Below are 16,354 nucleotides of genomic sequence, written 5' to 3'. Positions count from 1 at the left end.
GGCAGAAAGAAGTGCACATGTTTGCACGCCATACACGTTGCATCTTTCGAGGTTTTACTGGCCCTATCGCATTCCGAAAGTGAGACGGCAATCAGCCCGGCCCGCGCTGCCGTTCACAAGATCTCGAAATACAACGGGCGCCCGCCCGCCCCGGACATAGAGTCCGGGACGACAGCGGGCGCCCGTGGCAGGGCGTCAGGCAACGCTCAGAGCTGCGGATTGATTTTCTGCACCGCCTTGTCATGCAGCTTGTTCAGCGCCGCCAGATACGCCTTGGCCGAGGCCGCGACGATGTCCGGGTCGGTGCCGACGCCGTTGACGATGCGGCCGGACTTCGACAGGCGCACCGTCACCTCGCCCTGCGCCTGGGTGCCGGTGGTGATCGCATTGACCGAGTACAGCACCAGTTCGGCGCCGCTGCCAACCTTGTCCTCGATGGCGTGCAGCGTGGCATCGACCGGGCCATTGCCGTCGCTCTCGCCGACGCACTCCTGCCCTTCCATGTTGAACACGACGCGCGCATGCGGGCGCTCACCGGTTTCCGAGCGCTGCGACAGCGAAACGAAGCGATAGTGATCGTTCGCATCGGTTGCCTCGTCCGAAACGATGGCCATGATGTCTTCATCGAAAATCTCGGCCTTCTGGTCGGCGAGCTCCTTGAAGCGCGTAAAGGCAGCGTTGATTTCGCTTTCGCTGTCGAGCGTGATGCCGAGTTCCTGCAGCCGTTGCTTGAACGCGTTGCGGCCGGAGAGCTTGCCGAGCACGATCTTGTTGGCGGTCCAGCCCACATCCTCGGCGCGCATGATCTCGTAGGTGTCACGCGCCTTCAGCACGCCGTCCTGATGGATGCCGGAGGCGTGGGCGAAGGCGTTGGCCCCGACCACGGCCTTGTTCGGCTGCACCACGAAACCGGTGACCTGCGAGACCAGCTTGGACGCCGGCACGATCTGGGTGGTATCGACGCCGACATCGAGGTTGAAGTAGTCGCGACGGGTCTTGACCGCCATCACCACCTCTTCGAGACTGGTGTTGCCGGCGCGCTCGCCCAGGCCGTTGATCGTGCATTCGATCTGCCGTGCGCCGCCCAGCTTGACGGCCGCCAGCGAGTTGGCGACCGCCATGCCGAGGTCGTTGTGGCAATGCACCGACCAGACCGCCTTGTCCGAGTTCGGGATGCGCTCGCGTACCGAGCGGATCAGGTCGGCATAGCCTTCGGGCACCGCGTAGCCGACCGTGTCGGGCAGGTTGATGGTGGTCGCCCCTTCGGCGATGACCCCCTCGAGCACGCGGCACAGGAAGTCCATGTCCGAGCGGCTGCCGTCTTCCGGCGAGAACTCGATATCGTCAGTGAACTGGCGGGCGAAGCGCACGGCCAGCCGGGCCTGCTCGTAGACCTGGTCGGGCGTCATGCGCAGCTTCTTCTCCATATGCAGCGCCGAGGTGGCGATGAAGGTATGGATGCGGAAGGAGTTGGCCGGCTTGAGCGCCTCTGCCGCGCGGGCGATGTCCTTGTCGTTGGCGCGTGCCAGCGAGCAGATGGTTGAGTCCTTGACCGTCTGGGCGATGGCCCGGATGGCCTCGAAGTCGCCGTTCGAGCTGGCCGCGAAGCCGGCTTCGATCACATCGACCTTCAGGCGCTCCAGCTGGCGCGCGATGCGGATTTTCTCCTCGCGCGTCATGGAGGCGCCGGGCGACTGCTCGCCATCGCGCAAGGTGGTATCGAAAATGATCAGTTTGTCCGACATGGAAGAGGCTCCTGGTAAGTGCTCGAAGGGTCTGGTCTGACTCTGCTGTCGAGGGGTCGTGCGGGCCGAAGTGACGGACTGCGACGATCGCGAGTTTGCGGCAAATGCAAAACGCCCCGGCGTGCAGAGTGCAGGCCGGGGCGTAGATGAATCTGTATGGCTTCGCTGGGTGTAGCTCCCTTTGGCGACCCTCAGCGCACGCGCGTCCCGACCTGGCGGCTTAGTAGGCCACCTAGCAGGGACAGGGCGAAAAGGGTCTGGCGCGAAATCATGCCAGCGAATATAGCGGAGAAGACTGCAAGGCGCAACACGGAGTTTCACTCAGGGCCCAGGGCGTGTCCGGAAACAACGGCGCCGCGCGAGCGCCGCCTGCCCTCTCCCCCGGCCCCCTCTCCCGCAGGCGGGCGAGGGAGAACACGTCAGTCTTCCGTCACCGTGCTGCCGCCCGCCCCGCGCACCACGCTCGACTTGCCATGCATTGCGCGCCAGCCCCACAGGACATAGCCGGAAATCGCGTAGCCGACGAACAAGGCGAACAACGCGACCGGGGGATCGCTGGAGACGATCACGAACAGCGCCATCACCAGGATCATCACGCCGAAGGACACGCGATGGCGCACGTCCAGCGCCTTGCCGCTATAGAACGGCGCGTTGGTGACCATCGACAGGCCGGCGTAGAGCGTGATGGTGAACGCGACCCATGGCATCCACAGTTCGCGCACCGGCAGCTTGTTGTCGATCGCCAGCCAGACGAAGCCGGCCACCAGAGCGGCGGCGGCCGGGCTTGGCAGCCCCTGGAAGAAGCGCTTGTCGACCACGCCGATATTGGCGTTGAAGCGCGCCAGCCGCAGCGCGGCGCAGGTGCAGTAGACGAAGGCGGCGATCCAGCCCCACTTGCCCAGATCCTTCAGGATCCATTCGTACATCACCAGCGCCGGCGCCACGCCGAACGAGGTCATGTCGGACAGCGAGTCGTACTGCTCGCCAAACGCACTCTGCGTGTTGGTGATGCGGGCCACGCGCCCATCCATGCCGTCGAGCACCATGGCGGCGAAAATGGCGATGGCCGCCGCATCGAAGCGCATGTTCATCGCCTGCACGATGGCGAAGAAGCCGGCGAACAGCGCCGCGGTGGTGAAGGCATTGGGCAGCAGGTAGATGCCGCGGCGGCGCGGCCGCACGTACTCGACTTCGAGTTCGTCGTCGTCAAGCGGATCCAGCCCATCGTCGATGGCCCCGGTACGCGCCTGGTTGCGGCGGAACGGACGCAGGTGCGTCACGTTGCTGCCAGGCAGGCGCTTGTTGCGCCGGTTGAATGCCCCCATGCGGTTCTCCTCGATCGACGCCCGGTTCAGTCCAGCTCGGCCAGGATGGTGGACGAGGCCGAGACCTTCTCACCAATGGTGACGCGCGGGCGGGCTTCCAGCGGCAGGTAGACATCGACCCGCGAGCCGAAGCGGATGAAGCCGTAACGCTGGCCGCGCGAGACGGGCTCGCCGACACGCGTATAGCAAAGGATGCGGCGCGCGACCAGACCGGCGACCTGCACCAGCGTGACGATCTTGCCGTCCGCACGGCGGATCACCACCGCGTTGCGCTCGTTCTCGGTGGACGCCTTGTCCAGGTCGGCGTTGACGAACTGCCCCGGGAAGTACTCGATCTTCTCGACCGTGCCATCGACGGAGACGCGGTTGGAATGGACGTTGAACACGTTCATGAACACGCTGATCTTCAGCGCTTCGCGGCCGGCGTAGGGATCCATGGTCTTCTCGACCGACACGATGCGGCCGTCGGCGGGCGCCAGCACGGCGTCGGCCTGGGTCGGGATCGGACGGGGCGGATCGCGGAAGAACTGCAGCACGAACACCGTGATGATCCAGAACGGCAAGGCCCACCAGAAGCCGGCGCTGGCGTGGATCAGCAGCGAGACGACAAAGGCGCCGGCCAGGAACGGCCAGCCTTCACGGGCGATCAGCGGATGGGGATAGTTCATGCAGCGAGAGATCCGGTTCGGAAAACATGGCAGGCGCCGCGGGGATCGCCCCGATGGCGCCGGGAAGTACGACAAGGATAACAAAAAGCCGTCCGGCTCTCGCCTGAAACCTCGCCGGAGTGGCGCGGTCGGGGGACGAGGGTCCGGACGGCCGGGGTGCCGCGCCGGGTAGGCCCGGCGAGCAGGCGGGATCCAAGGGGCCGGCGCAAGCGCCCTGCCCCGATCGGTCCTGCCTTAGTTCTTCGACTGGTCGACCAGCTTGTTCTTGGCGATCCAGGGCATCATCGCGCGCAGCTTGGCGCCGACCTGCTCGATCTGGTGCTCCGAGGTCAGGCGGCGGCGCGAGATCAGCGTGGGCGCGCCGGCGGCGTTTTCCAGCAGGAAGCTCTTGGCGTACTCGCCGGTCTGGATGTCCTTCAGGCACTGCTTCATCGCCTGCTTGGTCTGCTCGGTCACCACGCGCGGGCCGGTGACGTACTCACCGTACTCGGCGTTGTTGGAGATCGAGTAGTTCATGTTGGCGATGCCGCCTTCGTAGATCAGGTCGACGATCAGCTTGAGCTCGTGCAGGCACTCGAAGTAGGCCATTTCCGGCGCATAGCCGGCTTCGACCAGCGTTTCGAAACCGGCCTTGATCAGCTCGACGGTGCCGCCGCACAGCACGGCCTGCTCGCCGAACAGGTCGGTTTCGGTTTCTTCACGGAAGTTGGTCTCGATGATGCCGGCGCGGCCGCCGCCGTTGGCGGTCGCGTACGACAGCGCGATATCACGGGCGGCGCCGGACTTGTCCTGGTGCACGGCGATCAGGTGCGGCACGCCGCCACCCTGGGTATAGGTGCCGCGCACGGTGTGGCCCGGGGCCTTCGGCGCGATCATGATGACGTCCAGGTCGGCGCGCGGAATCACGGCGCCGTAGTGCACGTTGAAGCCGTGGGCGAAGGCCAGCGCGGCGCCTTCCTTGATGTTGCCGTGCACTTCCTTCTTGTAGACCTCGGCGATCTGCTCGTCCGGCAGCAGGATCATCACCACGTCGGCGTCCTTGACGGCCTCGGCGACTTCCTTGACCTGCAGGCCGGCGTTGACGGCCTTGTTCCACGACGCGCCATTCTTGCGCAGGCCGACCGTCACCTTGACGCCCGAGTCGTTCAGGTTCTGCGCATGCGCGTGGCCCTGCGAGCCGTAGCCGATGATGGTGACGTTCTTGCCCTTGATCAGGGACAGGTCGGCGTCCTTGTCGTAAAACACTTTCATGATGATTCCTTCGCTCTCTTTTCTATGTTGGGATCGGCGGCGCGCCCTGCCTGTCACGGCGCCGCGGCCGCCATGGATGCTGCAAAACCGCTGGTTCGTGACAGGAGGATCAGACCTTCAGGATGCGCTCGCCGCGCCCGATGCCCGAGCCGCCGGTGCGGACCGTTTCGAGAATCGCGCCGCGATCGATCGCGTCGAGGAACGCGTCGAGCTTGCTGCCGTTGCCGGTCAGCTCGATGGTGTAGGTCTTTTCGGTGACGTCGATCACGCGGCCGCGGAAGATGTCGGCGGTGCGCTTCATTTCCTCGCGCTCCTTGCCGACGGCGCGGACCTTGACCAGCATCAGTTCGCGCTCGATATGCGCGCCTTCGGTCAGGTCCACTACCTTGACCACTTCGACCAGCCGGTTCAGATGCTTGGTGATCTGCTCGATCACGTCGTCCGACCCGCTGGTGACGATGGTCATGCGCGACAGCGAGGAGTCCTCGGTGGGCGCCACGGTCAGCGTCTCGATGTTGTAGCCGCGGGCCGAGAACAGGCCCACCACGCGCGACAGCGCGCCCGGTTCGTTTTCCAGCAGGACCGAGATGATGTGTCGCATTACAGGTCCTCCGCGCCGAGCAGCATTTCGGAAATGCCCTTGCCCGCCTGCACCATCGGCCAGACGTTCTCGGTGGGATCGGTCTGGAAGTCCAGGAACACGGTGCGGTCCTTCATCCGGAATGCCTCGCGCAGCGCCGGCTCGACGTCGGAAGTCCGCTCGATGCGCATGCCGACATGACCATAGGCCTCCGCCAGCTTGACGAAGTCGGGCAGCGCGTCCATGTAGGAGTGCGAGTAGCGGTTGTCGTACTCGATCTCCTGCCACTGGCGCACCATGCCCAGGTAGCGGTTGTTCAGTGCGCAGATCTTGACCGGGGTGTCGTACTGCAGGCAGGTCGACAGTTCCTGGATGCACATCTGGATCGAGCCTTCACCGGTGATGGTGACGACGTCGCTGTCCGGGAATGCCTTCTTGATGCCCATCGCGTACGGCAGGCCGACGCCCATCGTGCCCAGGCCGCCGGAGTTGATCCAGCGGCGCGGCTTGTCGAACTTGTAGAACTGGGCCGCCCACATCTGGTGCTGGCCAACGTCCGAGCAGACGAAGGCTTCGCCGCGCGTCAGTTCCCAGATCTTCTCGACCACGTACTGCGGCTTGATGATCTCGGAGTCGCGGTCGTACTTCAGGCAGTTGACGCTGCGCCACTGCTCGATCTGTTCCCACCACTTCGCCAGCGCACCGCGGTTGCCGCGGCTGTCGGCGGCCTGCAGCTGGGCGATCATTTCCTGCAGCACGTCCTTGACGTTGCCGACAATCGGAATATCGACCTTGACCCGCTTGGAGATCGACGACGGATCGATGTCGATATGGACGATCTTGCGCGGCTGGGCGGTGAAGTGCTCCGGATTGCCGATCACGCGGTCGTCGAAGCGCGCGCCGATGGCGATCAGCACGTCGCAGTTCTGCATGGCCATGTTGGCCTCGTACGTGCCGTGCATGCCCAGCATGCCGACGAACTGCTTGCTCGTGCCGGGGAAGGCGCCCAGGCCCATCAGCGTGTTGGTCACGGGGTGGCCGGTCAGCGACGCCAGCTGGCGCAGCTCGTCGCTGGCATTGGCCAGGATCACGCCGCCGCCCGAGTAGATCAGCGGACGCTCGGCGGTCTGCAGCAGCGCGAGCGCCTTGCGAATCTGGCCCGAGTGGCCCTTGTTGACCGGGTTGTACGAACGCATGTCGATCGAGCGCGGGTACTCGTAGCGGCATGCATTGCGCGAGACGTCCTTGGGAATATCGACCACGACCGGACCGGGACGGCCGGTGGAGGCGATGTAGAACGCCTTCTTGATGGTGGCGGCCAGGTCGCGCACGTCCTTGACCAGGAAGTTGTGCTTGACCACCGGACGGGTGATCCCGACCGTGTCGCACTCCTGGAAGGCGTCCTGTCCGATCGCGTGGGTCGGCACGTTGCCGGTGATCACCACCATCGGAATCGAATCGAGATAGGCCGTGGCAATGCCGGTCACCGCATTGGTGACGCCCGGACCGGAAGTCACCAGGGCGCAGCCGACCTTGCCGGTGGCGCGCGCATAGCCGTCGGCGGCATGGACCGCGGCCTGCTCGTGGCGCACCAGGATGTGCTCGATCTTCTTCTGCTTGTAGAGCTCGTCGTAGATGTACAGCACCGCGCCGCCGGGGTAGCCCCAGACGTATTCGACGCCTTCTTCGGCAAGTGCGTGGACGAGGATTTCCGCTCCGATCATTTCTGGTGCGTCGGAGGGATTGAGGCTTGCTTGGGGAAATTCCGCGCTGGGCGAGTTCATTTCGGTCCTTTGCAATTTTCGGCAAAAAATTGTTTGGATGCTCTCTGCCGGGCTTGTGGCGCGGGTTCAAGCGGTGCGCGTCTGCATGGAAGACCGCCGGATAGGCGGCCGGATGGAGACAACCACGGATGTCGTGAACCGTCGATGATAGCTGATTAACACCGGGTGGTCTATCAGCGGACTGCCATTGATGCGCAAATAGCACATCACCGTCCATCTTTGCTAGCATCGCGGCATTTTCCACCAGCCGCGCGGTCCGGCGGGTGGCCGTCATGCCTGCCCTCCCTGGCGAGCGGCAACAACACCCTGACCCCCGCACTCTTCGGTAACTGTCCCGCCGCATGGCAACCGACCAGGAACTCTCCGATTTTCTTGCCAGCGTCGAGCGCCGCGCTTTCAAGCAGGCCATGTTCGCCATCCGCGAGGAGCAGGCCGCGCTGGATGCCGTGCAGGACGCCATGATCAAGCTGGCGGAAAAGTACGGCGACAAGCGGGCCGAGGAACTGGCCCCGCTATTTCAGCGCATCCTGCAGAACACCATCCACGACTGGTTCCGCCGCCAGAAGGTGCGCGGCACCTGGATCACCCTGTTTTCCAGCCTGCGCGACGAACGCGACGGCGACGACGCCGATCTGCTGGAAGCGCTGGAAAGCGAGCCGGGCTCGGCCGCGGCCGAAAGCACCGCGGACCGCTTCGAGCGCGCGCAGACCATGCGGATCATCGAGGAGGAGGTCCAGCGGCTGCCGCTGCGTCAACGGCAGGCCTTCCTGCTTCGTTACTGGGAGGATATGGACGTCGCGGAAACCGCCGCCGCCATGGGCTGCTCCGAAGGCAGCGTCAAGACGCATTGCTCGCGCGCAACCCATGCCCTGGCGGCGGCGCTGCGTGCACGAGGAGTCCAACTATGAACAGCAGAGAACCTTCCGACATCCGGGAACGGCGCCTGGCGATCCAGGTGCGGACAGCACTGGAGGCTTCCGCCGGCGAGCTGCCGCCGCGGGTGCAGCAGCGCCTCGCCGCTGCGCGCCAGGCAGCCCTGGCGCGGCGCAAGGCGCCTGCGGCGGCGGTACTTCCCCGCCTGGCGAGTGCCGGCGGGGGTCACCAGTCAGGCTCCGGTGCCCGCCAGCCCGGTGGGGACTGGTTCCGCCGCCTGGGGCTGGTGTGGACCCTGCTCGCGCTCGTGGCGGGCCTGGCCGGCATCTACGAGTGGCACGAACAGCAGCAAGTCGAGGAACTGGCCGATGTGGATGAAGCCATGCTGCTGGACGAATTGCCTCCGGCGGCGTATGCCGATAGCGGCTTTCATGTGTTTCTCAAGCATGGCGAATAGGCTCGCCGCCGGCCGGCGCTTCGTGCAGCGCTTCCCGCGCGTACTGGCCGGGCTGGCGCTGATCGCGGCGCTCGGCCTGCCGGGGCTGGTGACCAGCGCCGGCGCGGCACAGCCGGGCTGGGCCCAGCTGAGCCCGGCGCAACGGGAGTTGCTCGCGCCGCTGGCCGCGGACTGGAATTCGCTGAGCGAGGTGAACCGCCGCAAATGGCTGCGCATTGCCGCGCGTGCCGAGGCGCTCGACCCCGCCGAGAAGACACGGCTGCAGCAACGGATGGCCGAGTGGGTGCGGATGACGCCGGAGCAGCGCCGGCTGGCGCGGGAGAATTTCCAGATCCATCGCACGGTGCCGACCGAGCGCAAGGCGCAGGCCTGGGACCGCTACCAGCAGCTGCCCGAGGATCGCAAGCGCGAGCTGGCAAAGACCGAGCCGGCGACCCGGCCGGGGGCGGTCACGGCGTTGCCGTCGGCACGCAACCCGGCCGCCGCGCGGTCCCTGACCGGCAAGGCCACGGGCACGGAGGACCGGCAGCACCGCCCGGAGCCGACCGCGGCAGACGCCCATCCGGGCACCGCGACCGGCGAGTCCTCCGCAAGCGACGCGGCAGCGGGGGCCGTGCCGGCCAGCGCACAGGTAAGCGTGACCGCGAGCAACCCGTTTGTCGGCGCCTCGGCTGCCATCGCCGCGGAGCCTGCCCCTGCCTCGTCGCCCGCGGCCCCCGCGGCAGCACCGACCGGTCTTCCCGCGCAAATGCCGGCGGCCGATGCCAGTACCGGCGCCGAGCCGTTGCCGCGCTGACGCCGCGTCGCCTTTGGCATAATGCGGCAGCGCAGCCGGGGCTCCGGCTGGCCGCTCCTTGCCGCTCCTTGCCGCGCCGTTGCCGCGTCGTTGCCTTCCTCGCCGATCCCATGCCCGCTCCGCCGACCCACGCCGCAGCTGCCCGCCCTTCCCCCGCCAAGCCTGCCACGTCCGCGCATGACCTTGCGGTGCCGACCCTGCGCCGCCGGCTCGCCTGCATGCTCTACGAGGGGGTCCTGCTGTTCGGCGTGCTGAGCGCGTCGACCGCGGCCTACCTTGCCGCCCGCCCGCTGCTGGCTTCGATCGACGTGGATTCGACGCTGACCATGCAGCTATGGAGCTTCCTGGTTCTGGGCGCGTACTTCGTCTGGTTCTGGCAGCGCAACGGTCAAACCCTGGCGATGCAGACCTGGCGCATCAGGGTCGTCGACGCGGGCGGCGCGCCGCCGGGCTGGAAGCGCGCGGCGCTGCGCTATCTGCTGGCGTGGAGCTGGCTGCCGCCCGCTGCGGCACTCGGGCACCTGCTCGGGCTGGTGCGCGGGCCGTTCGTGGCGGTGCTTGCCGCCGCGCTGGCGATCTGGATCCTGCTTGCCCGACTGGACCGCCAGCGGCAGTTCCTGCACGACAGGCTGGCCGGCACGCGGCTGGTCGAGGTGCCCAAGGGCGGCGCCGGTCCGGCTTCCTCCACGGGATGACGCTGCGATGACGCTGTCCGCCGCCGCCCTGCGCCGGATCGGCGTCGCCGGCCAGCTGGCCTTCGTCGGCGGCATTGCCACGTGGCTGGCGTCGATCGGGTGGCATGTTGCCGTTGCCCTGCTCGCCGGAATCGCCCTGGTGCTGCTGATGTTCGGCGCCTCGATTGCGCTCGCCTTCGCGATGTCGGTGCACGGGCTGCTGCCGGGGGCCAACGGCGTACCCGCGCTGGACCCGCGGATGGCGGCCTCGCGGCGCGAGGCGAGGCTGGGGTTCCTGCCCGCGCTGCGGTGCTGGCTGCGCGAATGCGCGGCGGTGCTGCGCATGTTCGACTGGCTGCAGCCGTTCGCCTCGCATCGGCGCTTTGTCTCGGAGAATGCGGACGGAGCGCCAGTGCTGCTGGTGCACGGCTATGGCTGCAATCATGCGGTCTGGCTGGATCTCGAGCCACGGCTGGCGGCGGCGGGCTTTCGCTGCGAGGGCATCGACCTCGAACCGGTGCTGGGCGATATCGACGACTATGCCACGGCGCTGCTGGCGCGGCTGCGCGCAATGACGGCGGCCCACGGCGAGCCGCCTCTGCTGGTCTGCCACAGCATGGGAGGACTGGCCGCGCGCGCGGCGCTCGTCCTCGCCCGGCGCAGCGGCGCTGGCGAAGTGGCCAGGGGCCTGGTCACGCTGGGCACGCCGCACCACGGCTGCACGCTGGCGATGTTCGGCAGTGGCATCAACGCCCGCCAGATGCGCTGCGGCAATCCGTGGCTGCAGGCGCTGGCGGCGGGCGAGGACGCGCACGCCCGCGCGCGCATGGTGTCCATCTTCAGCTGGCACGACTCGATCGTGGGTCCGGCAGGCGCCAGCGTGCTGGCAGGCGCGCGCAACGTGCCGCTGGCCGGCATCGGCCATGTTTCGCTGCTGCGCGACCCCGCCGTGGCGCAGGCGCTGGTCGAGGCGCTGCGCCGGTTGTCCGCTGCCGTGGCGAACCGGGCGCCGGCGCCCTGAACGGCTCGCCGTTGCGGTCACATGTCGGTCATGTTTCCGACATGGGCCGGTCACGGACCGCTGGCTCAATGCTCCCATCGTCGTTACCGGGGCAGCCATGGTTCCAGCACTCCGAATCGCCCGCGCCCGCGCGGCACAGGCCCTGCAGCGGCTGCGTGGCCAGGCAGATCCCCTGCTTCCCCTCGCTGCGGTGGGGGGATTGCCGACGGCGTTCATGCCGCCGGACCATCCCCCGCAGCGCCAGTCCGGCACCCTGCCGGTCCGTCCGGCCGACCCCTCGGTCACGATCCCGCCCGATACCGCTGCCGACGGCGCGCCGCCGATGCAGCGCTATCGCGCCATCTGGCTGTCTGACATCCACCTGGGCACGCCCGGCTGCCAGGCCGAATACCTGCTCGACTTCCTGAAACACAACGACGCCGACAAGCTCTACCTGGTCGGCGACATCATCGACGGCTGGCAGTTGCGGCGCGGCTGGTACTGGCCGCGCAGCCACAACGACGTGGTGCAGAAACTGCTGCGCAAGGCGCGCAAGGGCACCGAGGTGATCTACGTGCCGGGCAATCACGATGAAGTGGTGCGGCAATTCGATGGCCTCGCCTTCGGCGACGTGATCGTGCGGGAGGAGACGATCCACGTGACCGCCACCGGACGCCGCATGTGGGTGGTGCATGGCGATCTGTTCGACGGCGTGGTGCAGCACGCGCGCTGGCTGGCCTACCTGGGCGATTCGCTGTACACGGTGATCCTCGCGCTGAACCGGCATTTCAACAGCATCCGCGCGCGCCTGGGCTTTCCCTACTGGTCGCTGTCGCAGTACCTGAAGCACCAGGTCAAGAACGCGGTCAACTACATCAGCTCGTTCGAGCACGCGATGGTCGAGGAGGCGCGCCGGCGCGGGTGCGACGGCGTGATCTGCGGGCACATCCACAAGCCCGAGATCCGTGAAGTGGACGGCCAGCTCTACTGCAACGACGGCGACTGGGTCGAGAGCCTGTCGGCGCTGGTGGAGACCGTCGAGGGCGAGCTGCAGATCGTCTACTGGACCACGCTGCGCGACCCCGCCGCGCGCGCACGGCGCTCGCGCCGGGCCGCCGTCGCTGCCTGAACCGTCGTTCCCCAAGGAAGCCCCATGAAAATCCTGATCGTCACCGATGCCTGGGAGCCCCAGGTCAACGGCGTGGTCCGCACCCTCAAGTCGACACGCCGCGAGTTGCAGGCGATGGGACATACGGTGGAGCTGATTACCCCGCTCGAATTCCGCACCGTGCCGTGCCCGACCTATCCGGAGATCCGCCTGTCGCTGCTGCCGGGCGCACAGGTGCGGCGGCGGATCGAGACGTTCGCGCCCGACGCGCTGCATATCGCCACGGAAGGCCCGCTGGGGCTGGCCGCGCGCCGCTACGCGGTCCGGCACGGCCTGCCCTTCACCACGGCCTACCACACGCGCTTCCCGGAATACGTGCAGGCCCGCTTCGGCGTTCCGCTGGCCTGGACCTATCGCTTCCTGCGCTGGTTCCACGGGCCGGCCCGGGCGGTGATGGCGCCCACGCCGGTGGTGCTGGACGACCTGCGCCAGTACGGCATCGACCATGCGGTGCTGTGGACCCGCGGGGTCGACCTCGATGTCTTCGTGCCGCAGACGGTCAACGTGCTGAACACCGCCCACCCGATCTTCCTGTACGTCGGCCGGGTCGCGGTTGAAAAGAACGTCGAGGCATTCCTGGCACTGGACCTGCCCGGCTCGAAGTGGGTCGTCGGCGACGGCCCGGCGCTTGCCGGCCTGCGCGAGCGCTATCCCAATGCCAACTATCTCGGCGTGCTGAGCCAGCCGCAGCTGGCGAAGGTGTATGCTTCGGCCGATGTCTTCGTCTTCCCCAGCCGCACGGACACGTTCGGGCTGGTCCTGCTGGAGGCGCTGGCCAGCGGCCTGCCGGTGGCGGCCTATCCGGTGACGGGACCCATCGACGTGCTGGGCGACAGCACCGCGGGGGTGATGCACGAAGACCTGCGCGAGGCTTGCCTGGAAGCGCTCCGGATCGACCGTGCCACTGCGCGCGCGCATGCCGAGCGGTTCTCCTGGCGGGCTGCTTCCGAACAGTTCCTGGCGCACCTGAAACCGCTGCACGGCGCAGCCGGCAGCAGCGCGGGCGCCGGCCCGTACCGCAACCATGGCGAAACCCCTTCCCCCGTCCGAACCGTCCCTGAGCAAACCGGCTCCCCCGCCGGGAAACAACGACTACACGATTGAGCACAACCCCCACAAGGGCAACCGCGGCATCGCCCGCGCCTGGCGCGCCACGGTCAATTCGTGGTCCGGGTTGCGTTTTGCCGTGCTGGAGGAAAGCGCGTTCCGGCAGGAGCTGGCGCTGGTGGTCCTGCTGACGCCGCTGGCCTTTGCCGTGCCGGTCACGGTGGTCGAGCGCATCCTGCTGCTGGGCTCGCTGCTGCTGGTGCTGATCGTCGAGCTGCTGAACTCCAGCGTCGAGGCGGCGGTGGACCGGATCTCGCTGGAACGCCACAGCCTGTCCAAGCGCGCCAAGGACTTCGGCAGCGCCGCCGTGATGCTGGCGCTGATCCTGTGCGGCGGCACCTGGGTGCCGATCGCCGGCCCGCACGTGGTGCGCTGGATCGGGGCACTGCTGCCCTGACGCGGCAACGCGCCCATGACCAGCGTAGGGCAGCGCCGCGGGCCGGGTGGCGCTGCCCTTTTGCATATAATCGCAATCCCGCCACCGCTTGTCCGCGGACGCCACAGTCGTTCGCCGGCCGCACATGGAAAACAAACCGCAGACCGGTCCCCGCCGCACCCGGGACCGCATTCTTGACGTTTCCCTACGCCTGTTCAACGAGGTGGGCGAGCCGAACGTGACCACCACCACCATCGCCGAGGCGATGGAGATCAGTCCCGGCAACCTGTACTACCACTTCCGCAACAAGGACGACATCATCTCGTCGATCTTCACGCGCTTCGAGCAGGAAATGGAGCGCCGGCTGAAGCTGCCCGACGACCACAAGGCGACCCTGGGCGAGAGCTGGAACTACCTGCAGTACATGTCGGAGTTCCTGTGGAACTACCGCTTCCTGTACCGCGACATCAACGACCTGCTGGCGCGCAACCGGATGCTGGAAACCAATTTCCGGCGCATCGTCGAACAGAAGAAGCGCTTCGCGCTGGCGATCTGCCAGCAGTTCCTCGAAGACGGAGAGTTGGAGGCGACGCCCGAGCAGGTCGATGCGGTCTGCACCAACATGGTGGTGGTGGCAACGTACTGGCTGTCGTTCCAGTTCGTGCAGCATCCGCGCCAGTACAACGACCCCGAGCAGATCCGCGGCTATCTGCACGGCGCGAGCTATCACATCTTCTCGATCCTGGCGCCCTATCTGCGCGGCAACGCGCGCGAATCGTTCGACGAGCTGGCGCGCCAGTACTCGGCCAACCCGACGGCCGGCTTGGCGCCGGCAGCCAACGGCAAACCCAAGGCAGGAAACCCGTGAAATCCCTCTGTGTCTATTGCGGGTCCAGTCCCGGCCACCGTCCCGAATACGCCGCCGCGGCGACCCTGCTGGGCCGCACCATGGCCGAGCGCAACATCGCGCTGATCTATGGCGGCGGCAAGGTCGGACTGATGGGCACGGTGGCGGACGCCGTGCTCGCCCACGGCGGCACCGCCATCGGCGTCATTCCCCAGGCGCTGCTGGACAAGGAAGTCGGCCATACCGGGCTGAGCGAGCTGCACGTGGTCGCCAGCATGCACGAGCGCAAGCAGATGATGGCGGACCGCGCCGATGCCTTCGTCGCGATGCCCGGCGGCGTCGGCACCTACGAGGAACTGTTCGAGACCTTCACCTGGCTGCAGCTGGGCTATCACGCCAAGCCGGTGGGCCTGCTCAATGTGGCCGGCTTCTACGACGGCCTGCTGGCCTTCATGCAGCACGCGGTGAACGAGGGGTTCCTGAAGCAGGTGCATGCCGATCTGCTGCGCGTGGCCGACTCGCCAGCTGGCATCCTCGATGCATTGACCCGCACCCCGCAGGTCCAGGTCGACAAGTGGCAGCAGAAGCGCGACGAGATCTGACCTGACGGACGAGGCGACCAGGCGCCCGACGCGTCAGAAGGAGGAGCCGGGCTGCTGCAGGAACGCCAGCTCTTCCGGCGTGCTCGGCCGCCCGAGCACCGCATTGCGGTGCGGGAACCGGCCGAAGCGCGCGATCACGACCTGGTGGCGCACCGCCCACTCCACCACATCGACGCGCCCTTGCGTGTCGTCGCGCAGCGCCGTCATCCGCTCGACGGCGAGCTGCTGCGCGGCCAGCGATTCGGCGTGCTCGAACGGCATGTAGCAGAACATCCGGTGATACGGCGTGGGCAGCCGCAGATCGTCGCCGCGCGCGACCATGCGTTCGGCCAGTGAGAGCGCCTGCGCGTCGGTGGCGAAGCTGCGCGGATCGCCGCGGAACATGTTGCGGGGGAACTGATCGAGCAGCACGATGCGGGCGCAGGCAACATCCGGCGGGGCGTCCTCGCCCGTGCCCCATCCGTCGGGATGCGCCAGCGCGTCCTCCCACGCCGGCAGGAAGCGCTCGCGCAACGCCGCGTCGAAGGCGGCGTCGCGGCGAAACCATTGGGCCCGCTCGGTATTGAACTCGGCACTGTCCGGCGCACCGAACCATTGCTCGAGGATGGTCGCCGCCAGGCCGGCAGCGCTCCCGTTTGTCGTCATGCCGTCTCCAGAGCGGCGCCGGGGATCAGCGCGCCACGTTGCGCATCCAGTCCGCGGTCTGCCAGAACGCCTGCATCAGCCGCAGTTGCAGGTCCTCGGACAAGCCGATGTCCTGCATCGCCATCGCCATGCAGCGCATCCACTGGTCGCGTTCGCTGATGCCGATCTCGAACGGCAGATGGCGCGCGCGCAGGCGTGGATGGCCGAAGCGTTCGATGAAATGGTTCGGACCGCCGAGCCAGCCGCACAGGAACCAGAACAGCTTGTCGCGCGAACCGTCCAGCGACGGCGGATGCAGCGCGCGCAGCGGCGCGAACTCGGCCTCCAGGTCCATCAGGTCGTAGAAGCAGTCGACCAGTTCGCGCACGCGCGCTTCGCCGCCGACCAGTTCGAAGGCGCTGGGCGGTTCGGCCCCGTTGTTCTGCTCGCCTTCGCGCCCGTTTTGTTCAGACATCT

At 67.3% G+C, this 16,354-nt stretch carries 18 protein-coding genes; 10 read left to right on the top strand and 8 right to left on the bottom strand.

All coding sequences use genetic code 11. The annotated features are described in order from the left end of the window. Nucleotides 1-206: 206 nt before the first annotated feature. The 6 genes from K6V06_RS01885 to K6V06_RS01860 all read right to left on the bottom strand — a co-directional run bounded on the left by K6V06_RS01885 (nt 207) and on the right by K6V06_RS01860 (nt 7,353). Nucleotides 207-1,745 carry a 2-isopropylmalate synthase gene (locus K6V06_RS01885; protein ID WP_222239862.1) on the bottom strand — a complete coding sequence of 513 codons (1,539 nt, stop codon included), beginning with the start codon at nt 1,743-1,745 and terminating at the stop codon, nt 207-209. Between the two features lie 419 nt (nt 1,746-2,164). Continuing rightward, a complete protein-coding gene (gene pssA / locus K6V06_RS01880; protein WP_222239861.1) occupies nt 2,165-3,070 on the bottom strand; it encodes a CDP-diacylglycerol--serine O-phosphatidyltransferase in 906 nt (301 codons plus the stop codon). 26 nt (nt 3,071-3,096) lie between these two features. Continuing rightward, a complete protein-coding gene (locus tag K6V06_RS01875) occupies nt 3,097-3,738 on the bottom strand; it encodes a phosphatidylserine decarboxylase (protein ID WP_222239860.1) in 642 nt (213 codons plus the stop codon). A 234-nt stretch (nt 3,739-3,972) separates the two neighbouring features. Further along, complete coding sequence (gene ilvC / locus K6V06_RS01870) at nt 3,973-4,989, bottom strand: ketol-acid reductoisomerase (protein ID WP_222239859.1); 1,017 nt, start codon at nt 4,987-4,989, stop codon at nt 3,973-3,975. Between the two features lie 109 nt (nt 4,990-5,098). Next, the gene (ilvN, locus tag K6V06_RS01865) at nt 5,099-5,590 is read right to left on the bottom strand and encodes an acetolactate synthase small subunit (RefSeq protein WP_222239858.1); all 492 of its coding nucleotides are present in this window, start codon (nt 5,588-5,590) and stop codon (nt 5,099-5,101) included. Then, nucleotides 5,590-7,353 carry an acetolactate synthase 3 catalytic subunit gene (locus K6V06_RS01860; protein ID WP_222239857.1) on the bottom strand — a complete coding sequence of 588 codons (1,764 nt, stop codon included), beginning with the start codon at nt 7,351-7,353 and terminating at the stop codon, nt 5,590-5,592. Before K6V06_RS01860 ends, ilvN begins: the two co-directional genes overlap by 1 nt. 341 nt (nt 7,354-7,694) lie before the next feature. Here K6V06_RS01860 and K6V06_RS01855 point away from each other — a divergent pair, with 341 nt between their 5' ends. From K6V06_RS01855 to K6V06_RS01810, 10 genes are all read left to right on the top strand, one after another. Further along, the gene (locus K6V06_RS01855) at nt 7,695-8,261 is read left to right on the top strand and encodes an RNA polymerase sigma factor (RefSeq protein WP_222239856.1); all 567 of its coding nucleotides are present in this window, start codon (nt 7,695-7,697) and stop codon (nt 8,259-8,261) included. After that, nucleotides 8,258-8,683 carry a DUF3619 family protein gene (locus tag K6V06_RS01850; protein ID WP_222239855.1) on the top strand — a complete coding sequence of 142 codons (426 nt, stop codon included), beginning with the start codon at nt 8,258-8,260 and terminating at the stop codon, nt 8,681-8,683. Before K6V06_RS01855 ends, K6V06_RS01850 begins: the two co-directional genes overlap by 4 nt. Continuing rightward, nucleotides 8,673-9,479, top strand: a complete 807-nt coding sequence (locus tag K6V06_RS01845; protein WP_222239854.1) for a DUF3106 domain-containing protein — start codon at nt 8,673-8,675, stop codon at nt 9,477-9,479. The genes K6V06_RS01850 and K6V06_RS01845 overlap by 11 nt, the downstream gene beginning before the upstream one ends. A gap of 110 nt (nt 9,480-9,589) precedes the next feature. After that, nucleotides 9,590-10,174 carry an RDD family protein gene (locus tag K6V06_RS01840; protein ID WP_222239853.1) on the top strand — a complete coding sequence of 195 codons (585 nt, stop codon included), beginning with the start codon at nt 9,590-9,592 and terminating at the stop codon, nt 10,172-10,174. Between the two features lie 7 nt (nt 10,175-10,181). Beyond that, nucleotides 10,182-11,174: a triacylglycerol lipase gene (locus K6V06_RS01835; RefSeq protein ID WP_222239852.1), complete on the top strand. Its 993-nt coding sequence runs from the start codon at nt 10,182-10,184 to the stop codon at nt 11,172-11,174. Nucleotides 11,175-11,271: 97 nt separating this feature from the next. Continuing rightward, nucleotides 11,272-12,282 (top strand): UDP-2,3-diacylglucosamine diphosphatase, encoded by a 1,011-nt coding sequence (locus tag K6V06_RS01830; protein ID WP_222239851.1) that lies wholly within the window; start codon nt 11,272-11,274, stop codon nt 12,280-12,282. A 24-nt stretch (nt 12,283-12,306) separates the two neighbouring features. Further along, complete coding sequence (locus K6V06_RS01825; RefSeq protein WP_222239850.1) at nt 12,307-13,425, top strand: glycosyltransferase family 1 protein; 1,119 nt, start codon at nt 12,307-12,309, stop codon at nt 13,423-13,425. Further along, nucleotides 13,346-13,825, top strand: coding sequence for a diacylglycerol kinase (locus tag K6V06_RS01820; RefSeq protein WP_222239849.1), 480 nt, complete (start codon nt 13,346-13,348; stop codon nt 13,823-13,825). Before K6V06_RS01825 ends, K6V06_RS01820 begins: the two co-directional genes overlap by 80 nt. Nucleotides 13,826-13,949: 124 nt before the next feature. Next, nucleotides 13,950-14,672, top strand: coding sequence for a TetR/AcrR family transcriptional regulator (locus K6V06_RS01815; protein ID WP_222239848.1), 723 nt, complete (start codon nt 13,950-13,952; stop codon nt 14,670-14,672). Continuing rightward, nucleotides 14,669-15,253 (top strand): TIGR00730 family Rossman fold protein, encoded by a 585-nt coding sequence (locus tag K6V06_RS01810; protein WP_222239847.1) that lies wholly within the window; start codon nt 14,669-14,671, stop codon nt 15,251-15,253. The genes K6V06_RS01815 and K6V06_RS01810 overlap by 4 nt, the downstream gene beginning before the upstream one ends. A 33-nt stretch (nt 15,254-15,286) precedes the next feature. Here K6V06_RS01810 and K6V06_RS01805 read toward each other — a convergent pair whose 3' ends face one another. After that, nucleotides 15,287-15,898 carry a DUF924 family protein gene (locus K6V06_RS01805; protein ID WP_222239846.1) on the bottom strand — a complete coding sequence of 204 codons (612 nt, stop codon included), beginning with the start codon at nt 15,896-15,898 and terminating at the stop codon, nt 15,287-15,289. A gap of 25 nt (nt 15,899-15,923) precedes the next feature. Then, nucleotides 15,924-16,352 carry a group II truncated hemoglobin gene (locus K6V06_RS01800; RefSeq protein ID WP_222239845.1) on the bottom strand — a complete coding sequence of 143 codons (429 nt, stop codon included), beginning with the start codon at nt 16,350-16,352 and terminating at the stop codon, nt 15,924-15,926. Nucleotides 16,353-16,354: the final 2 nt, after the last annotated feature.

The organism is Cupriavidus sp. AU9028 (assembly GCF_019795295.1).
Classification (GTDB): Bacteria; Pseudomonadota; Gammaproteobacteria; order Burkholderiales; family Burkholderiaceae; genus Cupriavidus.
The sequence above is the reverse complement of the archived record's forward strand: the minus strand, read 5'-3'. Positions and strand labels throughout refer to the sequence as shown.